This window comes from Streptomyces sp. NPDC017095 (assembly GCF_044332325.1).
In the GTDB taxonomy this organism is placed as follows: domain Bacteria; phylum Actinomycetota; class Actinomycetes; order Streptomycetales; family Streptomycetaceae; genus Streptomyces.
Genome location: NZ_JBIROU010000001.1, coordinates 652618 through 672636 on the forward strand (window position 1 = coordinate 652618; position 20019 = coordinate 672636).

Here is a 20019-nt window from a genome sequence, read left to right on the forward strand (position 1 = left end):
AGGCGCCCGCAGGATCGCAGGACCGCAGGATCCGGCGCGCACCCCGCCAGGCGCCGCAGGACCGCGGGAACCGTCGGGCGTCGCGTCAGGCGCCGCAGGACCGCAGGAACCGCCGGGTGCGGACCGCGATCGGCAGCGGCGCGTCCGGCTCGCACGGGTACATGTCCTGCTCCACGATGGCGAACAGGTCCACGCCCAGGCGCTGTGCCGCCTCCAGCACCGGGCCGAGCGCCGGGACCCCGGACGGCGGTTCGCACATCACCCCGCGCGCCACGGCGGGCCCGAACGGCAGCTCCTGCGCGACGACCTCGGCGAGGATGTCCGGGTCGACCTGCTTGAGGTGCAGGTAGCCGATGCGTTCGCCGTAGGTCTCGATCAGTTTGACGCTGTCGCCGCCGCAGTAGGCGTAGTGCCCGGTGTCCAGGCAGAGGCCGACCAGTCCGCCGTCGGTCGCGTCGAGGAAGCGGGCGACGTGGGCCTCGGTGTCCAGATGGGTGTCGGCGTGCGGGTGGACGACGATGTCCAGGCCGTAGGTCTCCCGGACCTCGCGGCCGAGCCGTTCCATGCCCCGCGCCAGGTGCGTCCACTGCTCGGCGGTCAGCTCCGGCGGCTCCAGGATCTCGGCGGTCTTGTCGTCCCGCCAGAAGGAGGGGATCACCACCAGGTGCCGTGCGCCCATCGCCTGGGTGAGCGCGGCGACCCGGCTGACCTGGGCCCAGGTCTCCTCCCAGACGGCCGGGCCGCGGTGCAGGCCGGTGAAGACCGTGCCCGCCGAGACCTTCAGGTTCCGCCGGGCCACCTCCTCGGTGAGCCGGGCCGGATCGGTGGGGAGGTAGCCGTAGGGGCCGAGTTCGATCCACGCGTAGCCCGCCTCGGCCACCTCGTCCAGGAAGCGCTGCCAGGGGACTTGCCGCGGGTCGTCGGGGAACCAGACGCCCCAGGAGTCGGGGGCGGAGCCGACCCGGATGCGGTCGAGGGCCTGGGGCATGGTCGGGGTTCCCTTCGGCAGTGGTGGCCTCGGGCGCGGTGGGGCCGCCCTCCTCGGACGGTTCCCCGGTGCCGGCGCGCGTACCCGGTTCAGTTGGCGCCCGCCACCCCTGCTTTGTCAAGACATCCTCTCACGGCCGGTCGGCCCGCAGGTGTCGGACGCGGACGGAGCAGGGGCGGCGCGGGTCAGTGCGCCGCGTCCAGCCGGGCCCGCTGCTCGTCGGTGAGTTCCAGCTCCACGGCGGCGAGGTTCTCGTCGAGCTGGGCCGCCGAGGAGGCGCCGGCGAGCGGTATCACGGGCAGGTCGCCGCCCAGCTGCCAGGCCAGCACGACCTGGTTGACGCCGGCCCCGGTCTCCCGGGCCACCTCGCGCAGCACCGCGAGCCGGGCGGGGGTGCCGGGGTGGTCGTAGTCCGCCGGCAGCGGCTTGTCGGCGCGGGTGTAGGCGCCGGCGAGGAGCGGCGAGTAGGCGACCAGGGTCAGCTCCGGCTCGGCGTGCAGGTAGTCGCGGAGCTGGGCGTCGGCGCCGCCGAGGCTGCCGTGCGGGAACAGCTCGCTCGGCACGTCCGTCCGGGGCCGCAGATGGCTGTGCTGGTACTGGAGCACCTCGTAGCCCGGCAGTCCGGCCGCCGCCGCGAGGGCACGGGCCCGTTCCACCCGCCACACGGCGTGGTTGCTGACGCCGAGCAGGCCCACGGTGCCCTCGGCGACCAGCGCGGCGAAGCCCTCGACGGTCTCCTGGAGCGGGACCGCGCGGTCCTCGATGTGCGCGTAGAGCAGGTCGATCCGGTCCACGCCGAGCCGGTCCCGGCTGCGCTCGGCCGACTCGCGGATCACCTTCGCGGACAGGCCCTCGGGGTTGTCGGTGAAGGAGGTGCCGGGGGCGAGGGGCCGGGCGCCGACCTTGGTGGCGATGACGATCTCGTCGCCGACGCCCCGGCTGCGCCGCCACCGGCCGAGCAGTTCCTCGCTCTGGCCGCCCTGGCTCCCGTCCTCCCAGAAGGCGTAGTTGTCGGAGGTGTCGACGAAGGTCCCGCCGGCCTCCGCGTAGCGGTCGAGGACGGCGAAGGAGGTCTTCTCGTCGGTGCGCGACCCGAACAGCATCGCGCCGAGCGCGAGGACGCTCACCTTCCGCCGGGTGGCCGGTTCCGTTCCGATGAAGCGGTATTTCATGCTGGTCCTTCCCGAGCACGGCTGGTAGCACGGGAGTGTTCCGCTTCAAGTGCACGCGAAGTCAAGGAAGTCCGGCAGGAACGAGTCCAGGAAGCCCGATCCGGTCCCACCGTCCCGGAGGTGTCCCGTGCTGCGCGCACTGCTCACGGCGGGCGCGGTCGTCGCCGCGCTGCTGGCCCCCGCCACCGGCCGCGCCGAGGATGCCGGGCCGGGCATCCCGCCGCTCACCGACCGGCACGGGCGGGTGCTCACACTGCGCGGCTGGAACATCGAGGACAAGGCGCACCGGGGCGAGCAGGCCCTGTCCGCGATCACCGAGCGCCATCTGCGCGACCTGCGGGTCCACGGCTTCGGGTTCGCCCGGCTGCTGGTCTTCTGGGACGACCTGGAGCCGAGTCCGGGGCGGTACAGCCGGGGCTATCTGCGCCGGATCGGGCGCGTCCTGGACTGGGCGGAGCGCTATGACGTGAAGGTCGTCCTCGACGCCCACCAGGACGTCTTCGGGCCGGCTTTCGGCCATCGCGGGATACCGCGGTGGGCGACCAGGACCGACGGGCTGCCGTTCACCGCGCACCCGGACGACTGGTTCGCCGAGTACTTCGAACCCGCCGTGCAGCGCGCCTTCACCCATCTCTACGAGGACCCGGACCTGCGCCGCGCCCAGGCGCGGATGTGGCACACCCTGGCCGCCCGCTTCGCCGCCCACCCGGCCGTGCTCGGCTACGACCTGCTCAACGAGCCGATGGGCGAGCAACGGCCCGGCGAGGATCTGGCGACGGCCGCGCGCCGGATCGAACGCGACCAGCTCACGCCGATGTACGACCGGCTGGCCGGCGCCGTCCGAGCCGCCGACCCGGACGCCTGGCTGTTCGTGGAGCCGACCCCGGTCGTCGGCGAGGGCGTGCCGACCGGCCTCGGCCGCGTCCACGATCCCCGGGTCGTGTACGCGCCGCACTTCTACGACACCGCCATGGAGGCGGGCGCCGACTACGACCCCGGGGCCGGCTGGATCGCGGCGTACGAGCGGGCCGTCACCGTCTACCCGCGGCGGTACCGGGTGCCGGTGGTGGTCGGCGAGTGGGGCCCGCCGGACAGCTCGCTGCCGCACATGAGCCTCTTCTACCGGGACGCGCTGGCCTCCCTGGGCCGCTACGCGTCCGGCTGGGCGGGCTATGTGTGGTGCTACGGCGGCGGGTACTGCGCGGTGGACGGCGCGGGCGCCTTCCGCCCCCACAAGGAGCTGACCGCCGAGCCGTACGCCGAGGCCGTGGCGGGCACGGTCCGGTCGGCCGGGTACGACTCCGGGGCGGGCGTGTACCGGCTGACGTACCGCGCCGCGTCGCACGGCTCCCGGGTGACCGGGCTGTCCCTGCCGCCGGGCCGCTGGCGGATCACGGCGGACGGCGCGGCGCGCGTGGTGGGCCGTACGCCCGGCCGGGCCCGGGTCCTGGCGGCTCCGGGCGCGTGGGTGACGGTCACCGTGAGGCGCGGCTGACCGGCGGCCCGTCCCCCGCGTGGAGGGACGGGCCGGATCGCATCGCCGCGGGTCAGACGGCGGGGCCGGCCGGCTCCTGTACGAGGTCCGCGTGGAACCGGCGGGTGTGGTCCACGTGGCGTTCGGGGCCGGTCAGGGTCACCGTCGCGGTCAGGCGGACGTCGGTGCTGGACGCCGCCAGACGCAGGTGCAGCTCGCCCGGTTCGACCACCCGGCGCCCGTCGCGCCCGGTGAAGGAGGCCAGGTCGGCCGGGACGGTGACCCGCAGCCGGCGGGCCTCCCCCGCGGCGAGCGGCACCCGGGCGTAGCCGATGAGCCGCTGCACCGGCTGGACGACGGAGGCGACCGGGTCGTGCAGGTAGAGCTGGACCACTTCGGTGCCGGCCCGCTCCCCGGTGTTGCGCACGGTGAAGGAGAGGGAGAAGGCGCCGCCGGTGTCCGTCTCCGGCCGGTCCACCGTCAGGCCGCTCCAGTCGAAGGACGTGTAGGAGAGGCCGTGGCCGAACGGGAAGGCCGCCGTGGGGTCGATGCTGGACACGTCGCTGGCCTGGGCGAGCCGCGCCCCGAGGTAGGTGGCGGGCTGGCCGCCGGTGTCCCGGGGCACGCTGACGGGCAGCCGGCCGGAGGGGTTGGTGCGGCCGCTGAGCACGCCGGCGATGGCGGTGGTGCCCTCCACTCCGGGGAAGAAGGACTGCACGAGCGCGGCGGCCTCGTCCGCGGCCCGGCCGAGGGCGTAGGGCCGGCCGGACAGCAGGACCGCCACCACGGGCGTACCGGTGTCGAGCAGCGCGTCGAGCAGTTGCTGCTGGGCGCCGGGCAGGGCCAGGGACTCGGCGTCGCAGCCCTCGCCGCTGGTGCCCCGGCCGAACAGTCCCGCGCGGTCGCCGAGGGCCACGACGACGACGTCGGCCCGGCGCGCGGTGCCGACGGCCTCGGCGATGCCGAACACGTCCCCGTCGTCGATGCCGGTGCCCTGGACGACGGTCAGCTCGGCGTCGGGGAACTCCCGTCCGAGGGCGTCCTCGAGGGTCGGCAGGTCGATGCCGGGCGGGGTCTGCGGGTGGTGCACGCCGACGTGCTGGGGGAAGGAGTAGCAGCCCAGTACGGCGGTGGGCGCGGTCGCGTTGGGGCCGACCAGGGCGATGCGGCGGGGCCGGCCGAGCGGCAGGGTGCCGTCGTTGCGCAGCAGGACGACCGCTTCCTCGGCGACGGTCCGGGCCAGTTCCCGGTTGCCGGCGCTGTCCAGGTCGACGGTGCCGCGCAGCGCGTCCGGGTCGTCCAGGTCCGCTCCGCGCAGGGCGGCCGGCACCGGGTCCCAGCCGGCGTCGAGCAGGCCGAGCCGGGCCTTCTGGGCGAGCACGCGGTGCAGGGCGCGGTCGATCAGCGCCTCCGGTACCCGGCCCGCGGCGACGGCCTCGGTCAGCGGCGCGCCGAACGTCTTGACGGTGGGCAGTTCCACGTCGACGCCCGCGCGCAGGGCCGTGGCCGCGGCCTGTGCCCAGTCGCCGGCGACGGCGTGCAGGGTCTTGAGGAAGGCGATGCCGAAGTAGTCGGCGACGACCGTGCCGTCGAACCCCCAGGTGTCCCGCAGCAGTCCGGTGAGCAGGTCCTCGTCGGCCGCCGAGGGCATCCCGTCGGTGTCGGTGTAGGCGTGCATGACGGAGTCGGCGCCGCCCTCGCGTACGGCCATCTCGAACGGCGGCAGCAGGACGTCCGCCCGTTCGCGCGGGCCCATGGCGACGGGCGCGAGGTTGCGGCCGGCGCGGGAGGCGGAGTAGCCGGCGAAGTGCTTCAGGGTGGCGACGACACCGGCGGACCGCAGTCCCTGGACGTAGGCGGTGCCGATGCTGCCGACGAGGTACGGGTCCTCGCCGATGGTCTCCTCCACCCGGCCCCAGCGGGCGTCGCGCACCACGTCCAGGACGGGCGCGAGGCCCTGGTGGACGCCGACGGACCGCATGTCGCGGCCGATGGCGGCGGCCATCCGGCGGATCAGGTCCGGGTCGAAGGTGGCGCCCCAGGACAGCGGGACGGGGTAGGCGGTGGCGCCCCAGGTGGCGAAGCCGGCCAGGCACTCCTCGTGCGCCAGCGCGGGGATGCCGAAGCGGTTGGCGGCGGTGATCCGGGTCTGGGTGCGCAGCAGGGAGAGCGCGCCGAGCGCGGGATCGACGGGCGCCGTGCCGAACGGGCGGGTCAGCTGGCCCAGACCGGCGGGGAGCAGGGCGTCGAGGTCGACGGCCTCCTCCATGTCGTGCTGGTGCGGCGCTACTTCGCCGCCCTCGTCGGACGCGCCGACCCACACGCCGTACAGCTGGGCGGTCTTCTCCTCCAGGGTCATCGCGTCGATCAGCGCGCGGACACGGGTGCCGATGTCCTGGGCCGGGTCGTTCCAGAGGGGGATCTCGGGGGTGGTCTCTACGGCCACGTTGGCGGTCACTTTCCTCCCATGCCCATCAGACCCTGGACCAGGGACCGTCGGGCGAACAGGTAGACGAGCAGGACGGGCACCATGGACAGCGTGACGGCTCCCAGCAGGCCGGGGATGTCGACGCCGTGTTCGGTCTGGAAGTTGTACAGACCGAGGGTGACCACCTTGGTCGAGTCGGACTGGGTCAGGACGAGCGGGAACAGGAAGCCGTTCCACGCCTGGAGCGCGGAGAACACCACGATCGTGGACAGGCCGCCGCGCGAGAGCGGCACGACGAGCTGGAAGAACATCCGCCGCGGGCTGGCGCCGTCCATGGTCATCGCCTCGAACAGCTCCGGGGCGATGTCCCGCATGGCGCCGCTGAGGATGAGTGCCGACATCGGCAGGCAGAACGCGGCGGTGGGCAGGATGACCCCGAGCAGGTTGTCGTACAGCCCCGCCTCGCTGATCAGGTAGAACATCGGCACGATGACGGCCTGGGCGGGGATGGCGAGGCCCAGCAGGAACAGCCGGAAGACCTGCGAGGTGACACGGCTGCGGTTGCGGACGATCGCGTAGGCGAGCGGCGGTACGAGCAGCAGCACCACCCCGACCACGCAGACGGTCACGATGATGGTGTTGAGGAAGTACTCGCCGAAGCCCGAGTCGAACGCCCCGGTGTAGTTGTCGAGGGTGAAGTCGCCGGGGAAGGAGACCGGGCCGTTCTTCGCGTAGTCCTGCCGGGTGCGCAGGGTGGCGGCGAGCAGCACGTACAGCGGCAGGCCCACGAGGACCAGCCAGACGATCGAGCCGGTGCCGGCGAGGTAGTTGGGGCGGCGCCTCATGACACGCCCTCCATGTCGCTGCGCATCTTGTCGTAGCCGGAGACGCGGACCACGACCAGCGAGACGATGGTGGCGGCGACGACCAGGCACAGGGCGATGGCCGAACCCGCTCCGAAGTCGAAGCCCTTGAACGCCTTCTGGTACATGTAATAAGCGCTGATCGTGGTGTCGGTGCCCGGTCCGCCCTGGGTGAGGATGAGCACGGTCTCGAAGGTGGTGAGCCCGCCGGCGATCATCAGGATCATCGAGGTGACGACCGAGTTGCGCAGCTGCGGCAGCGTGATGTGGAAGAACTGGCGGAAGCGGCCCGCGCCGTCGATCTCGGCCGCCTGGTACAGCACCGGCGGGATGGCCCGGGCGGCGCCCTGGTAGATGAGCGTGTGGAACGGCGTGAACTGCCAGGTGCTGACGAAGGCCAGCACCCCGATGGCCGAGGCCTGCTCACCGAACAGGTTGCCGTCGCCGAACAGCCAGGTCATCCGCGCGGGGATGCCGAAGTTCGGGTCGAGCAGCGCCCGCCAGAGCACCGATACGGCGGTGGAGGACAGCAGCAGCGGGACGAAGTAGATCGCCGAGAGGACGGCGCGGTTGCGCTGGTGTCCGGCGGCCCAGACGCCGAGCAGGATGCTGAGCGGGGTCTGCAGGGCCACGCCCAGGGCGGTGAGCAGCAGGGTGAGCCAGATGCTCTTGATCATCACGGGGTCGTCGAGGATGCGGTGCCAGTTGTCCATCCCGACGAACTGCGGTGATCCCAGGCCGTTCCAGCTCATGAAGGACAGCACCGCGACCATGATCAGCGGTGCGATGGCGAAGAGGGCGAAGAACACGGTGGCGGGCAGCGCCCAGAGGAATCCGGGGCGCGTGCCGTGGGCGGTGTACGAGTCCTCCGGCCGCCGCCGGGCCTTCTTGGTGGCCGCGGCGGCGGGCGGGGCGCTCGTGAGCTGTGTGGTCATGAGCGGTTCATTCGGTCGGGAGGGCCTGCATGGCCTTGATGAAGCCGTCCTCGTCGAACTGTCCGTTGAGGAACTGCTGGACGGCCTGGTGGATGGGCGTCATGGCCGACGGCGGGTAGGCCTGGTCCCAGGAGAGCTGGAACGACTTGGCCTTGGCCACGAGGCCGTACTGGAAGCGGGAGTACGCGGGGTTGGCCGACTTCTGAAGGAACTGCGGGGTGTTGGTGGTGGTGGGCAGGTTGCCGATGGACAGCTGCGCCTCGACGAACTGGTCGGAGTACATGAGCTTCAGGAACTTGGCGACCGCTTCGGGATGCTTGGTCTTCTTCAGCACCGAGTAGAAGTTGTTGGTGTTGCCGACGACGTTCGTCGGGGCGCCCTTGCCGCCGGGGACGGTCGGGAACGTGCTGTAGCCGAGGCCCTTGGCGGCGAAGTCCTTGGCGTCCTCCTGCTGCTGCGAGTAGTACCAGGAGCCCATCAGCTCGAAGCCGGCCTTGCCCTGGGCGACCAGCGCGGGCGAGGCGCCGTTGGTGTACTTCACCGAGTCGTAGTTCTTGCCGAACGCGCCGGCGTCGACCAGTTGCTTGATCATGCCGAGCGCCTTCTTGCTGTCCGGGCTCGCCCAGGCGTCCTTGTCGCCGCCGAGGGCCTTCTGGAACAGCTCCGGGCCGGCCACGCGGTCGTAGAGGTATTCGAACCACATCAGCGTCGGCCACTGGTCGCCGCCGCCGAGGGCGATCGGCGTGACGCCCGCGGACTTGAGCTTCCTGACGGCGTCCAGCAGCTCGTCCCAGGTCTGCGGCTGCTTCACGCCCGCCTTGGCGAGGACGTTCTTGTTGCTGAACAGCAGCACCGGCTGGGTGCCGCGCATCGGGACGCCGTACGGCTTGCCGTCGATGACGGCGCTGTTGTAGACGCTGGGCAGGAACTTGTCGTCGAGGTTCGGGTCCTTCTTGACGAAGTCGTCCAGCGGCAGCAGCAGACCGGCCTTGACGAACGGCTGGATGCTGCCGCCGCCCCAGTTGAAGAAGACGTCCGGCGCCTGCGGTGTATTGATGATCGTCTGGAGCTTCTGCTGGTAGTCGGCGCCGGGGATGGTGTCGAGGACGGCCTTGACGTCCGAGGTCTTGTTGAAGGTGTCGACGATCTGCCGCTCCACCTTGTTCCCGGCGTCCCCGTAGACGAGCACATGGATCTTGCCGTCGTCGCCGGAACCGCCGCTTCCGTTCCCGCACGCGGCGAGCGTCGCCGCGAGGGCGAGCGTCGCGCCGCAGGCGACCACTCTGGGCATCCGTGTACGCATGGTCATCCGCCTTCCGAAAGTTTCGGTATAAGAGCCGAAAGTCCTGCGGCTGGACAGTAGGAGGCGCGGGGAGAAATGGTCAACGGTCGTGCAGTTACGCAGCCAAACCGTTACCCGGCGTCGTGGCCTATGCTGCGTCCATGCGCGAAGAAGCCCAGGTCGGTCGTAGAGTCACCTTGGCAGCCGTGGCCAGAGAGGCCGGCGTCTCGCTTCCGACAGTTTCGAAGGTTCTCAACGGTCGTTCGGATGTCTCCACCGCGACCCGAGCCAAGGTCGAGCGTCTGCTGGAGGTGCACGGCTACCGCCGGCGGACCGTGGGACCGCCGCAGGCCCCGCTCATCGAGATCGTCTTCCACGAGCTGGAGAGCGTCTGGGCGATGGAGCTGATCCGCGGGGTGGAGAACGTCGCCAAGCAGAACGACGCGACCGTGGCGCTCACCGAGAGCGGGACCCGGCAGGCTCCCGGACCGGAGTGGATCGGGGGTGTGCTGCGCCGCCGGCCGCTCGGCGTGCTGCTGGTCTTCTCGACGGTACCGGAGGACGTGAAACGCCAACTGCGGTCCCGGGCCATCCCGTTCGCCATCGTGGACCCGGCGGGCGACCCCGATCCCGACGTCCCCTCCGTCGGTTCGGCCAACTGGGCCGGCGGGGTGGCCGCCACCCGCCACCTCACCGACCAGGGGCACTCGCGGGTCGCCATCATCACCGGCCCCGAGGACCTGATGTGCTCGCTGGCCCGGCTGGACGGCTACCGCTCGGCGATGGCGATGGCCGGCCACGAACCGGACCCGCGGCTGGTGCGGTTCGGCGACTTCCACGTCCAGGGCGGCTTCGAACACGCCATGGACCTGCTGCGCCGGCCGGACCGTCCGACGGCCATCTTCGCCGGCAGCGATCTGCAGGCGCTGGGCGTCCTGGAGGCGGCCCGGGTGCTGGGCCTGAGCGTGCCCGGCCAGTTGTCGGTGGTGGGCTACGACGACGTGCCTCCGGCCCGCTGGTCGAGCCCGCCGCTGACGACGGTGCAGCAGCCGCTCCAGCGCATGGCCGAAGAGGCGGCCCGGATGCTGCTGCGCCCCACCGACCCCAGGAAGGCGGCGCTGCGCATCGAACTGGCCACGCATCTGGTGGTACGTCAGAGCACCGCGCCCCCGGCGGCGGACTGAACGCCGCTCGGCGCCAGGGTGCCCGCGGGGCGCGGACGGGGCCGTACGCCGGGTCAGGCGTTCGCGCCAGCGGGTGGCCGGAAACAGGCCAGGACGGTCTTGCCGTGCGGGCAGTGCCGGGCCTCCCAGCTGTCGGCCAGGGCGTCCATCAGCAGCATGCCGCGCCCGCCGGGCTGGAGGACGCCGGGGTTGCGGGGTTCGGGCAGCACCGGTGAGGTGTCGTGCACCGCGATGTGCAGGCAGTCGGTGTCCCAGGACATCACCAGTTGCGCGTTGCTGTGCGCGTGCACGTGCGCGTTGGTGACCAGTTCGGAGACGACGAGCAGCACGTCGTCCGCCGTGTCCGGGGCGGAGCTGGTCCAGCCCAGCTCGTCCAGGTGGGCCCGCGCCCAGTCCCGTGCCGTCTTGACCTGACTGTTGAGCGGCAGCGAGCGTGCCCAGCCCACCGCGCGAAGCGAACGTCCGTCCACGGTCTTCCCTGTCTGTCCGACTTGGCCGTCTCCGTCCATGCGGCTACCCGCGGGACGGCGCGGTAGGCCGCGGCAGGGCCGCCGGAACCGGGCGCGCCCGCCATCGGCGGGGCACACCGGGGCGGGCGGACACCGTGCGGGCACGGCTCACCGGGACGGGCGCGGGCCCGGCGGATGGGCGGGTTCGGGGCGCGGACGGCCCGCGTTACCCGGCGGACGCCGGCCGGGCCCGGCCCGTCAGCTCCGCTTGCAGGGCCCGGTAGGCCGGCTTGGGACGGTAGTCCTCGTCGTACAGGTTGGCCGCGCCCTCGCCGGGGAAGGTGCCGGGAACCCAGGAGTACTTGTCGGTGAAGCCCCAGACGGTGAACGAGACGCAGTGCCGGGTGCGCAGGCAGGCGTCGAGGAGCAGACGGTAGCCCTCGGCCTGGGTGGCCAGTTTCTCCGCGTCGGCCGGCATCTCCATGCGGACGTCCGCCTCCGTCACGGCCGTGGCCAGGCCCAGCCGGTCGAAGCGGGCGAAGTTGGCCGCCATGCCGGTGGGCAGGCCGTACTGGATGCCGAGGTGCCCCTGGAAGCCGACGCCGTCGACGGGCACGCCCTCGGCACGCAGCCGGCGCACCAGATCGTAGACGGCGTCGCTCTTCGGTCCGGTCCACTCGGTGTTGTAGTCGTTGTAGAAGAGCAGGGCGTGCGGGTCGGCCTCGTGGGCCCAGCGGAAGGCGTCGGCGATGTAGCCGGGGCCCAGCTCGCGCAGCCAGATGCTGTCGCGCAGGGTGCCGTCGTCGTTGAACGCCTCGTTGACCACGTCCCACTGCCAGACACGGCCCTTGAAGTGCCGGACGGTGTCGGTGATGTGCCGGTGCAGGATCTCGCGGAGCTGGTCGGCGGTGAAGTTCCCGGAGGTGAGCCAGGACGGGAGCTGGTTGTGCCAGACCAGGACATGGCCGCGCACCTTCTGCCCGTGCCGGTGGGCGAAGTCCACCAGGCGGTCGGCGGCGGCGTAGTCGTACTCCCCCTGGCGGGGCTCGGTCACCTCCCACTTCATCACGTTCTCCGGGGTGACGGTGGAGAACTGCGCGCCGGTGAGCCGGCGGTAGTCGGCGTCGTCGGCGAGCGCGGACGTGTCGACGGCGGTGCCGATCCGGAGCCGGTCGTCGGCGGCGAGCTGCCGCAGCGGGCGGTCCGGTACGCCGGGGCCGCCCGACGCGCCCGCGGGGCCGGCGGTGGCGAGCGGCAGGACGGCGAGGCAGCCGGCGGTGGCGACAGCCGCGGCGAGGCGGGGCAGGGACACGAGGACTCCCGGTATCGAAACATTCGGACAGCCGAACGAGCGTTGCGTCACGCTAGACAGCCACCCGGGGCCCGTCAACCACGGAGGAGATCAAGAAGTCCCGCAACCTTGCTGGGACTCCGAAATTTTCGACCCTACTGCGGGTGGATGCCATCGAAGTTTCGAGGAAGTTTCGGAAACAGACGGATTGACCGCTGTTTCGGCTCCGCCGCATACTCTCCAGCAATCGAGCCCTCCCCCGGCGAGGGACGGCCCCGTCGAGCCGTATGGCGCGAGCATGACAAAGTGAACGGTGTTCGCCGTCATGCCCCGCGCCGCCGTCCCGCACCGGGCGTTCCGCCCACCCGCTTTCACCCTGGAGGAAGCATGGACATGGACCGCGCCCTTTCCCGCCCGATCAGCCGCAGGGGCTTCCTCGGCCGCGCCGGCGCCCTCGCGGCGGCCGGCACCGCGTCCGGGCTGCTGCTGCCGGGCCCCGCCCACGCCGCCACGACCATCACCACCAACCAGACCGGCACCAACAACGGCTTCTACTACTCCTTCTGGACCGACGGCGGCGGTTCGGTCTCGATGACCCTGAACTCCGGCGGCAACTACAGCACGTCGTGGACGAACTGCGGCAACTTCGTCGCCGGCAAGGGCTGGAGCAACGGCGCGCGCCGGACCGTGCAGTACTCGGGCAGCTTCGGCCCGTCCGGCAACGCCTACCTGGCCCTGTACGGCTGGACCTCGAACCCGCTGGTCGAGTACTACATCGTCGACAACTGGGGCACCTACCGGCCCACCGGCACGTACAAGGGCACCGTCACCAGCGACGGCGGCACCTACGACATCTACCAGACGACGCGGTACAACGCGCCGTCCGTGGAAGGCACCAGGACCTTCAACCAGTACTGGAGCGTCCGGCAGTCCAAGCGGACCGGCGGCGCCATCACCACCGGCAACCACTTCGACGCCTGGGCCCGCGTCGGCATGCCCCTCGGCAGCTTCAACTACTACATGATCCTCGCCACCGAGGGCTACCAGAGCAGCGGTTACTCCAACATCACGGTGAGCGGCTGACCTTCCGGTCCCGTCCCCGGTCCCGTCCGCTCCTCCCTCCCCTCCCCCCACCGCGGTCACGCCCGCTCCGAGAGGACCCCCGCATGCGCGCCGCATCCCGTTCCCTGTTCACCGCCCTGGCCGTCGCGGCCACGGCCGTGGCCGGCACCGTCACCTCCGCCGTCCACGCCACCCCGGCGCGGGCCGCCGCCTGTTCCGGGTACGTCGGGCTCACCTTCGACGACGGCCCGTCCAACGACCACACCCCGGCCCTGCTCAACGCCCTGCGGCTCAGCGGCCTGCGGGCCACCGTGTTCAACGAGGGCCAGTTCGCCGCCGCCTACCCGGCCCAGGTCCGGGCCGAGGCCAACGCCGGTATGTGGATCGGCAACCACAGCTACACCCACCCGCACCTGACCCAGCTCGGCCAGGCGCAGACCGACTCCGAGATCTCCCGCACCCAGCAGGCGATCGCGGCGGCCGGCGGCGGCACCCCGCAGCTGTTCCGGCCGCCGTACGGGGAGACCAACGCCACCGTCCAGGCGGTGGAGGCCAAGTACGGGCTGCGGCAGATCATCTGGGACGTCGACTCCCAGGACTGGAACGGCGCGAGCACCGACGCGATCGTGCAGGCCGTGTCCCGGCTGTCCAACGGCCAGATCATCCTGATGCACGAGTGGCCGGCCAACACCCTGGCCGCCATCCCGCGCATCGCGCAGACCCTGTCGGCCAAGGGCCTGTGCGCCGGCCGGATCTCGCCGCAGACCGGCCGCGCCGTGGCGCCCTGACGCGGTCGCCCGCCGAGGCGGCCACCGGTCCCGGAGAGGGGCGGTGACACGAGTCGACTACACGGGCCGGGGGCGGTGCCGGAGTTCTCCGGCACCGCCCCCGAGCCATGGATTCACCAGCCGGTACGACAACAACGGCAGGACCCGCCGTCGGCCGACACGGCGGGCCTCCCGTCGCTCAGTACGGCAGGCCCCCGTCGGCCCGTACGGCAGGCTCCCGGCGTCAGCCGGGGATGCTCACCGTCGCGCCGACCTTCTGCAGGATCGATTCGCCGGCGATGACGGGCGTGAAGCCCGCGCCGCCGCCCGCCGGTGCGGGCAGTGGGACGATCTCGGCGTCGGGATCGGTCTCGAAGAAGTAGACCAGCGACACGAGTTCCTCGTCCGGGGCGATGTCGCTGGGGGCGAGGACGCGGTGGCGCAGGGCCTGCCAGCGGCCGTCGGTCCACAGGGACATCAGGTCGCCGAGGTTGACGACCAGGGTGCCCGGCACGAACGGCGGCTCGAACCAGCCGTCCTCCTCGTTCCACACCTCTAGGCCGCCGACGCCCGGCTGCCGGTCGAGCAGGGACAGCGTGCCGAAGTCGGTGTGCGGTCCGACGCGCATCTGGCCCGGCTGCACCTCGCCGAGGGTGGTCAGGGAGGGGTACCAGTTGACGTTCTGCGTCCAGGTGGCCCGCGCGCACCGCGAGGTGAAGAAGTCCGCGGGCAGGTCGAGGACGCCGGCCAGCACCTCCATCACCTCGTGGGCGACGCGGGTCATGTGCCTGGTGTACTCCAGCACCGTCTCGCGCAGCGCGGGCTGTTCGTCCGGCCACTTGTTCTCGGGGTAGTACGTCGTGTCGAACGCCGCGTCGCCGGTGCGGTGGCTCGGGCCGACGTGGAACGCCTCGTGCAGGTCGGAGGTGTCGGGCTTGCCGTCGAGGGCGCCGACCTGGAGGGCGCCCAGTCCCCGCCACCCGTTGTCGTAGGGACGGCTGACCCGGTACCGCTCCTTGCTCTCGCGCGGCAGGCCGAAGAACTCGCGCCCCTCGGTGCGCATCCGGTCGGTCAGTTCCTCCGGCACCCCGTGCCCGCTCAGCAGGAACAGGCCGGTCTGCCGCAGGACCGCGTCCAGGCGCGCGGCGATGCCGGCGCGGTGCTCGGGGCCGGCGCCCTCCCACTCGGTCAGGTCCAGTACGGGGATGTCGTGCGCCACGGCGGGCCGCCTTTCGTCAGGGTGGAAATCGGTCGTCACTTCGTCACCGCGTTCGTCCCGTCGTCGGCGCGCTGCGTCGCGAACCGCTCGATGTCGCCCAGGCGTTGCCCGGGGCCCCAGGTCAGGGCGGGGATGTGCGCGTTGATCAGTTCGCCGTCCTCGCGCAGCACGGCGGAGGAGGGGTGGTACATGTGCAGCAGCGGATCGCGGTACTGGTCGAAGGCGGAGTGCGTGTCCATGCGGTAGGCGAAGTCGTTGTCCTCGCCGCCCCAGCCCTCGAAGCGCTCGTCCATGCCGCCGATCCGGTGGAAGGCGCTGGTGCGGACCCACACGCAGCAGCCGGGCGGCCGGCGGAGCACGAAGGCCCGCAGGTGGTCGCCGTCCACCTGCGCGGCGCCGCGCCACAGGCGTTCCTCGATCGCCCAGGAGGTGGCGGACTCGTCCAGGCACCACATGTCGCGGTAGCTGAGGTGCCCCATGGTGCCGCGCTCCCGGAACCGGGCGGTGTTGCGGGCGATGAAGTCGCGGTCGACCAGCACGTCCGCGTCCAGGATGCACACGGCCTCCGGCCGGCCGGGCGCGTTGACCACGCCGACGTTCACCGCCCAGGACTTGTTGAAGAGGCCGTCCTTGCGGGCGAAGAGGTAGTGGTCGGCGTACGGCGTGATGGCGTCCCGCCAGCGGGGCGTGTCGTCGCTCTCCACGACCACGACCCGGTACGACGAGGCCGGCACCGACTGGTCGCGCAGCGCGAGCAGGCAGGCCAGCAGGTTGCGCAGCCGGCGTCCGGGGCCGCGGTCGCGGAACGGCACGATGACGACCGTCTCGGCGTCCCCGCCGGAGGCGGCGGGCGCGCTCGGGGCGGCTTGGCGGCCCAGGGCGTGCAGCCGCTCGGGGGTGACGTCGTCGCCCTCGTGGGGGCGGTAGCGGGCTCCCAGGTGGTAGCCGAGGCGGGAGTTGGACTCCGCCTGCCAGGCCTGGGCGAACAGCTTGTCGAGCGCGGGGGCGGCGCGGTCGTCCGCCGGCGCGGTCAGCCGCCGGTGCAGGGCCGCGTGGGTGGCGGGGTCGGCCGGTCTGTCACGCAGCGCGCGGGCCGCCGCGAGCAGTGCGGGGTCGGGGACCTGGGCGACGGCTTCGGTCACCGCCTGGCGGTAGGGCAGTCCGCGTTCCCAGTAGAAGATGCTGGCTTCGCGTGCCTGCGGGTCGGCGTCGACCGCGAGGGTGGTGACGACGGCGTCGGCCAGGGTGTCCGGGTCGTGGGGCATCAGGGCGGCCACGGGAGTCCTTCCTGTGCGGCACAGAGCGGGGGTCGGTGGGGCGGTTGCCGGGGCGGGGGTCAGTGGACGGCGGCTTCCGCGCGGCCGAGCAGGAGCCGGGTGCCGTCGTGCACTCCGCGCACCCGGACGCCGGCGGTGGCCGGGTGGACGGTGAGCAGGGTGCTCGCCAGGCAGGTGTTCTCCGGGCGGGAGGCGTACCGGCCGAGGGCGCGCGGCTGTCCCGTCACCCGGTCCTCGGGCAGGCCGAGTTCGCGCGCGACGAGCCGGGCCCAGTCGGCGCGGGAGATCCGCTCGGGTCCGCCGAGGTGCAGCAGCGCGGGGGCCGGTGCCGACAGCACGGCGGCGGTGACCGCCGCGACGTCCTCGACGAGGACCGGAGTGGTCCACTGGTCGGTGGGGGCCGTGATCCGCTCTCCTGCGCGCAGCCGGTGCACGCAGGACGAGAAGTAGTTGAGCCACTTCGGGGCCGTGGCGGGCTCCCAGCCGTAGATCAGGCTGACCCGCAGCACCGTCGCCGCGGCCTGTTCGGCGAGGATCCGTTCGGCGGCCAGCTTGGCCCGGCCGTAGGCGTTGGCGGGGCGGGTCGGCGTGGTCTCGTCGGGGGCCTGGACGGTGCCGTCGAAGACGTTGTCGGTGGAGATCAGCACGATCCGCCTGCCGTCGGCGGCCTCGGCCACGACGCGTGCCGCGCCGGCGTGGCCGCGCAGGGTCTCCTCGGGGTGTTCCTCGCACCAGGTGACGTCGGACGGCCCGTGGACGAGGACGATCCGCTCGGCGCCCGTGGTGTCGAGGGCGTGCCGGACCGCCGCCGGGTCGGTGACGTCGAGGGCCGTCCACGGCGCCTCCCGACCGGTCTCCGCGGGCGGGGGTGTCCGCGAGGCCACCACGGCCTTCTCACCGGAGTCCAGCAGATGCGCGGCGACGGCCCGCCCGACGAATCCGCTGCCTATCACCAAGGTGCTCATACGCTCTCCTCCAGGACGGGGACGGGGTGCGGGAACCGGTCGAGCATGCGGCCCATGCCGATCAGGCAGTGGTCGTCGTCGGCGGCGCCGAGCGCGAGCATGGCGCGCGTCTCGTCGTCGTCGAGGCCGAAGCAGCCGTGCCGGACCAGTTCGTCGCCCAGCAGGGACACGAACCGGTCCCCGACGGCGACGGCGAAGCCGCCGATGAACAGGTAGCGGCGGACGCCGATGGCCGTGAACAGGCAGTCGACGGCCGAGGCGAGCGGGCGCAGCGAGCCGCGCAGGGTCTCGGTCGCGAAGGGGTCGCCGGCCCGGACGGCCCCGGCCAGCGCCTCGTTGGTGATGCCCTCCGGGCGGTCGCCGGCGGGAGCGGCGAGCGCGGAGCGGGCGAAGGCCCGCGGGTCGGCGGCGGCGGCCCGGCGGGCCGCCAGCAGGATGCCGCGGCCGGAGGCGACGGCGCCGAGGTGGCCCCGGCCGCCGCAGTCGCAGGGCGGCGCGTCCTCGCTCAGGTCGATCCGCCAGTGGCCGAGTTCGCCGCCGTGCCCCTGGTCGTCGACGAGGACCTCGCCGTGCCGGAAGACCTTGCTGCCGATGCCGGAGCTGATGGTGATGAGGCAGAACGGCTCCGGTTCCCGCTCGGCGTAGCGCCAGGCCGCGGCGGTGATGTCGTTGGCGACCAGCACCGGCAGGCCGAGCCGGGCCGAGAGCAGGTCGCCGACGTGCACGGGGTCGGCCCGTCCGCCCCACAGAGTGGGGGCCGCGCGGACGACGCCGTCCTTGGCCAGCGGGCCGGCGAAGGACAGTCCCACCGCGCTCGCGCCGTGGCCGGCGGGTGAGCGCAGGTACTCCTCCAGTTCGCGGGCGAGCTGGCGGAGCACCCGGTCCTGGAGGGTGCGGGCGGATCCCGGGCCGTGGCGGCCGATGCCGTCGGTGGTGACCCGGCGCACCGCCTCCACGCCGCCGTGCGCCGCGATCCGGCCGATGCGCAGGGTGGTGCCGCCCAGGTCGGCCACCACGGGCCGGCCCGGTCCCGGCGCGGTGGTCCCGGTGGCGGTCATGACGCCGTCCCGGCGGTCGAGGGCTCCCGGTCGCAGGGCTGTACGGTGCCGTCCTCCAGCGCGATGACCGACTCCAGCCGGGCCCCGTCGGGTATCCGGACGCCCGGCAGCAGCACGGAGTCCCGTACGGTCGCGCCGGTGCCGACGTGTACGCCGGGGTAGACCACGCAGTGGTCGAGGAGGCCGCGGTTGACGAGGTCGTCGCGGACGATGCTGGACCGGACGCCGTCGCCGTCGTCGAGGTACCGGGGCGGCAGGTCGGGGCGGATGGTGAGCGGCAGGTCCGCCAGCGGCATGGTGGGCGGCCGGCGCACCAGTCCCAGGTGGGACCGGTGGTAGCGGTCGACGGTGCCGATGTCCTCCCAGTGGCCCTCGACGGCGTAGCCGCGGACGCGCTCGCCGCCGGCCAGCATGGCCGGGATGACGTCCCGGCTGATGTCGTGCTGCCAGTCGGTGCCCTGGAGCCGGTCGAGGTAGCGGCGCAGCACCGCGGCGTCGAAGACGCAGAACGCGGCGAACACCAGGTCGCTGGTCGGCTCCGGGGGTTTCTCGACGAACCGGGTCAGGTTCCCCGAGGCGTCGAACTCGACCATGCCGAAGAGGTGGACGTAGCGCCGTTCGACGCGTTGGTACGACACCGTGAGCGCGGCTTGGGAGGCGCGGTGCCGGCGGATCATGTCGCCGTAGTCGAAGTGGTAGACGTGGTCGGCGTGCAGCACCAGGATCTCGGACGGGTCGCCCGCGAAGACGTGTTCGGCCTTGCTGATCAGGGCGTCGGCCGTGCCCCGTTCACGGGGGCCGGTGCGCTCGGGCACGGTGTCGGGCAGCGCGCCGGGCGAGCGGCGGTAGGCCTGGTCGTAGGGTCCGAAGTGCACGCGGAAGGCGGGGTCGCGGTTCCAGACGGTGTGCAGGTCGTCCATGAGCCGGCGCTGTTCGTACTGGGAGAGCAGCAGCACGTCGCGGAAGCCGGAGCGGCGGGCGTTGGCGAGGCTGAAGTCGATCAGCCGGGCGGTGCCGCCGAACGGCACCAGTGGTTTCAGCCGGCCGCGCCCCAGGGGGCCCATGCGCCGGCCCTCCCCGCCGGCCAGCAGGACGGCGCGTACTCCCTCCGTCCCGCCCGGGGCGGGCGGCGGCGTCGCGGTCGTCGGTTCGGGCCGTGCGTTCATGGCGTGGGGGCCTTCCTGTCGCGGGACGCTGGGGTGGGTGCCGTGCTCGCGCCGTCCGGGTGACCGGAATTCCCGGTGGTGGTGTGCCGGTCCAGACAGCGCCACCAGCTCAGCGCCACGCTGTCCGGGTCGAGGCAGGCCGGGGTGCGCATCGTGGTCTGCGCGTGCCGGAACGCGGCGATGGTGGCGTCGATGTCGTCGGACTCCACCGTGAACAGGGCGAGGTGGCTGCCGGGCCCGGCCTGCGGACCCAGGGGAAATGCACCACCGGCGTCGCCCGTCTCGCCCGGGAGCAGTTGGAGCCGCCGGGCGGAGGTGAAGCCCGGGACCCGGAGCACCTCGTCGAGATGGAAGTCGTCATACCAGCGGTGGTATTCGGCCTCCGCGCCGGGTCTCGGCCGGGTGTGCACCACCAATACGTGGGTTCCCATGTGTGCCC

General features: G+C 72.6%; 17 protein-coding genes and 1 pseudogene. 4 read left to right on the top strand and 14 right to left on the bottom strand.

The window, feature by feature from the left end; genetic code table 11:
- Nucleotides 1-85 precede the first annotated feature (85 nt).
- Entirely contained in the window at nucleotides 86-988 is a 903-nt protein-coding gene (locus ACH4OA_RS02590; RefSeq protein ID WP_397948064.1) for a sugar phosphate isomerase/epimerase family protein, read from the bottom strand.
- A gap of 185 nt (nucleotides 989-1173) precedes the next feature.
- Nucleotides 1174-2160 carry an aldo/keto reductase gene (locus ACH4OA_RS02595; protein WP_397967274.1) on the bottom strand — a complete coding sequence of 329 codons (987 nt, stop codon included), beginning with the start codon at nucleotides 2158-2160 and terminating at the stop codon, nucleotides 1174-1176.
- Nucleotides 2161-2287: 127 nt separating this feature from the next.
- Between ACH4OA_RS02595 and ACH4OA_RS02600 the strand changes: the two genes are divergently transcribed.
- Complete coding sequence (locus ACH4OA_RS02600; RefSeq protein WP_397967276.1) at nucleotides 2288-3655, top strand: cellulase family glycosylhydrolase; 1368 nt, start codon at nucleotides 2288-2290, stop codon at nucleotides 3653-3655.
- Nucleotides 3656-3707: 52 nt separating this feature from the next.
- On the opposite strand, the gene ACH4OA_RS02605 is transcribed toward ACH4OA_RS02600, so the two are convergent.
- The 4 genes from ACH4OA_RS02605 to ACH4OA_RS02620 are packed head-to-tail and all read right to left on the bottom strand — an operon-like array spanning nucleotide 3708 to nucleotide 9169.
- On the bottom strand, nucleotides 3708-6092 hold the full coding sequence (locus ACH4OA_RS02605) for a glycoside hydrolase family 3 N-terminal domain-containing protein (RefSeq protein WP_397935401.1): 2385 nt from the start codon (nucleotides 6090-6092) through the stop codon (nucleotides 3708-3710).
- Nucleotides 6089-6907 (bottom strand): carbohydrate ABC transporter permease, encoded by an 819-nt coding sequence (locus ACH4OA_RS02610; RefSeq protein WP_397967278.1) that lies wholly within the window; start codon nucleotides 6905-6907, stop codon nucleotides 6089-6091. Before ACH4OA_RS02610 ends, ACH4OA_RS02605 begins: the two co-directional genes overlap by 4 nt.
- On the bottom strand, nucleotides 6904-7860 hold the full coding sequence (locus ACH4OA_RS02615) for a sugar ABC transporter permease (protein ID WP_365881590.1): 957 nt from the start codon (nucleotides 7858-7860) through the stop codon (nucleotides 6904-6906). Before ACH4OA_RS02615 ends, ACH4OA_RS02610 begins: the two co-directional genes overlap by 4 nt.
- Nucleotides 7861-7867: 7 nt before the next feature.
- Nucleotides 7868-9169: an ABC transporter substrate-binding protein gene (locus ACH4OA_RS02620; protein WP_397935403.1), complete on the bottom strand. Its 1302-nt coding sequence runs from the start codon at nucleotides 9167-9169 to the stop codon at nucleotides 7868-7870.
- Nucleotides 9170-9303: 134 nt separating this feature from the next.
- Between ACH4OA_RS02620 and ACH4OA_RS02625 the strand changes: the two genes are divergently transcribed.
- Entirely contained in the window at nucleotides 9304-10326 is a 1023-nt protein-coding gene (locus ACH4OA_RS02625) for a LacI family DNA-binding transcriptional regulator (RefSeq protein WP_397967280.1), read from the top strand.
- 53 nt (nucleotides 10327-10379) lie between these two features.
- On the opposite strand, the gene ACH4OA_RS02630 is transcribed toward ACH4OA_RS02625, so the two are convergent.
- The gene (locus ACH4OA_RS02630; protein ID WP_365881596.1) at nucleotides 10380-10796 is read right to left on the bottom strand and encodes an ATP-binding protein; all 417 of its coding nucleotides are present in this window, start codon (nucleotides 10794-10796) and stop codon (nucleotides 10380-10382) included.
- A 205-nt stretch (nucleotides 10797-11001) separates the two neighbouring features.
- The gene (locus ACH4OA_RS02635; RefSeq protein WP_397967283.1) at nucleotides 11002-12087 is read right to left on the bottom strand and encodes an endo-1,4-beta-xylanase; all 1086 of its coding nucleotides are present in this window, start codon (nucleotides 12085-12087) and stop codon (nucleotides 11002-11004) included.
- A gap of 366 nt (nucleotides 12088-12453) precedes the next feature.
- Between ACH4OA_RS02635 and ACH4OA_RS02640 the strand changes: the two genes are divergently transcribed.
- Nucleotides 12454-13149 (top strand): glycoside hydrolase family 11 protein, encoded by a 696-nt coding sequence (locus tag ACH4OA_RS02640; protein WP_365881600.1) that lies wholly within the window; start codon nucleotides 12454-12456, stop codon nucleotides 13147-13149.
- Between the two features lie 83 nt (nucleotides 13150-13232).
- Nucleotides 13233-13913: pseudogene (locus ACH4OA_RS02645) on the top strand (polysaccharide deacetylase family protein); the annotation flags it as partial.
- Between the two features lie 226 nt (nucleotides 13914-14139).
- Here ACH4OA_RS02645 and ACH4OA_RS02650 read toward each other — a convergent pair.
- Genes ACH4OA_RS02650 through ACH4OA_RS02675 form a run of 6 tightly spaced genes read right to left on the bottom strand, consistent with a single transcriptional unit; the run spans nucleotide 14140 to nucleotide 20011 of the window.
- Nucleotides 14140-15114, bottom strand: a complete 975-nt coding sequence (locus ACH4OA_RS02650) for an isopenicillin N synthase family dioxygenase (protein ID WP_397967284.1) — start codon at nucleotides 15112-15114, stop codon at nucleotides 14140-14142.
- Between the two features lie 35 nt (nucleotides 15115-15149).
- Nucleotides 15150-16391, bottom strand: coding sequence for a glycosyltransferase (locus ACH4OA_RS02655; protein WP_397948074.1), 1242 nt, complete (start codon nucleotides 16389-16391; stop codon nucleotides 15150-15152).
- Nucleotides 16392-16450: 59 nt separating this feature from the next.
- Nucleotides 16451-17356, bottom strand: coding sequence for an SDR family oxidoreductase (locus ACH4OA_RS02660; protein ID WP_397948075.1), 906 nt, complete (start codon nucleotides 17354-17356; stop codon nucleotides 16451-16453).
- Nucleotides 17353-18414: an ROK family protein gene (locus ACH4OA_RS02665; RefSeq protein WP_397935414.1), complete on the bottom strand. Its 1062-nt coding sequence runs from the start codon at nucleotides 18412-18414 to the stop codon at nucleotides 17353-17355. Before ACH4OA_RS02665 ends, ACH4OA_RS02660 begins: the two co-directional genes overlap by 4 nt.
- On the bottom strand, nucleotides 18411-19580 hold the full coding sequence (locus ACH4OA_RS02670; protein ID WP_397935415.1) for a sugar phosphate nucleotidyltransferase: 1170 nt from the start codon (nucleotides 19578-19580) through the stop codon (nucleotides 18411-18413). The genes ACH4OA_RS02665 and ACH4OA_RS02670 overlap by 4 nt, the downstream gene beginning before the upstream one ends.
- Nucleotides 19577-20011, bottom strand: coding sequence for a hypothetical protein (locus tag ACH4OA_RS02675; protein ID WP_397935417.1), 435 nt, complete (start codon nucleotides 20009-20011; stop codon nucleotides 19577-19579). Before ACH4OA_RS02675 ends, ACH4OA_RS02670 begins: the two co-directional genes overlap by 4 nt.
- Nucleotides 20012-20019 lie beyond the last annotated feature (8 nt).

Coding starts and splice junctions, on each gene's coding strand:
- ACH4OA_RS02590 (WP_397948064.1), bottom strand. CDS start 988: ATGCCCCAGGCCCTCGACCGCATCCGGGTCGGCTCCGCCCCCGACTCC.
- ACH4OA_RS02670 (WP_397935415.1), bottom strand. CDS start 19,580: ATGAACGCACGGCCCGAACCGACGACCGCGACGCCGCCGCCCGCCCCG.
- ACH4OA_RS02595 (WP_397967274.1), bottom strand. CDS start 2,160: ATGAAATACCGCTTCATCGGAACGGAACCGGCCACCCGGCGGAAGGTG.
- ACH4OA_RS02625 (WP_397967280.1), top strand. CDS start 9,304: ATGCGCGAAGAAGCCCAGGTCGGTCGTAGAGTCACCTTGGCAGCCGTG.
- ACH4OA_RS02640 (WP_365881600.1), top strand. CDS start 12,454: ATGGACATGGACCGCGCCCTTTCCCGCCCGATCAGCCGCAGGGGCTTC.
- ACH4OA_RS02665 (WP_397935414.1), bottom strand. CDS start 18,414: ATGACCGCCACCGGGACCACCGCGCCGGGACCGGGCCGGCCCGTGGTG.
- ACH4OA_RS02620 (WP_397935403.1), bottom strand. CDS start 9,169: ATGACCATGCGTACACGGATGCCCAGAGTGGTCGCCTGCGGCGCGACG.
- ACH4OA_RS02675 (WP_397935417.1), bottom strand. CDS start 20,011: ATGGGAACCCACGTATTGGTGGTGCACACCCGGCCGAGACCCGGCGCG.
- ACH4OA_RS02660 (WP_397948075.1), bottom strand. CDS start 17,356: ATGAGCACCTTGGTGATAGGCAGCGGATTCGTCGGGCGGGCCGTCGCC.
- ACH4OA_RS02615 (WP_365881590.1), bottom strand. CDS start 7,860: ATGACCACACAGCTCACGAGCGCCCCGCCCGCCGCCGCGGCCACCAAG.
- ACH4OA_RS02610 (WP_397967278.1), bottom strand. CDS start 6,907: ATGAGGCGCCGCCCCAACTACCTCGCCGGCACCGGCTCGATCGTCTGG.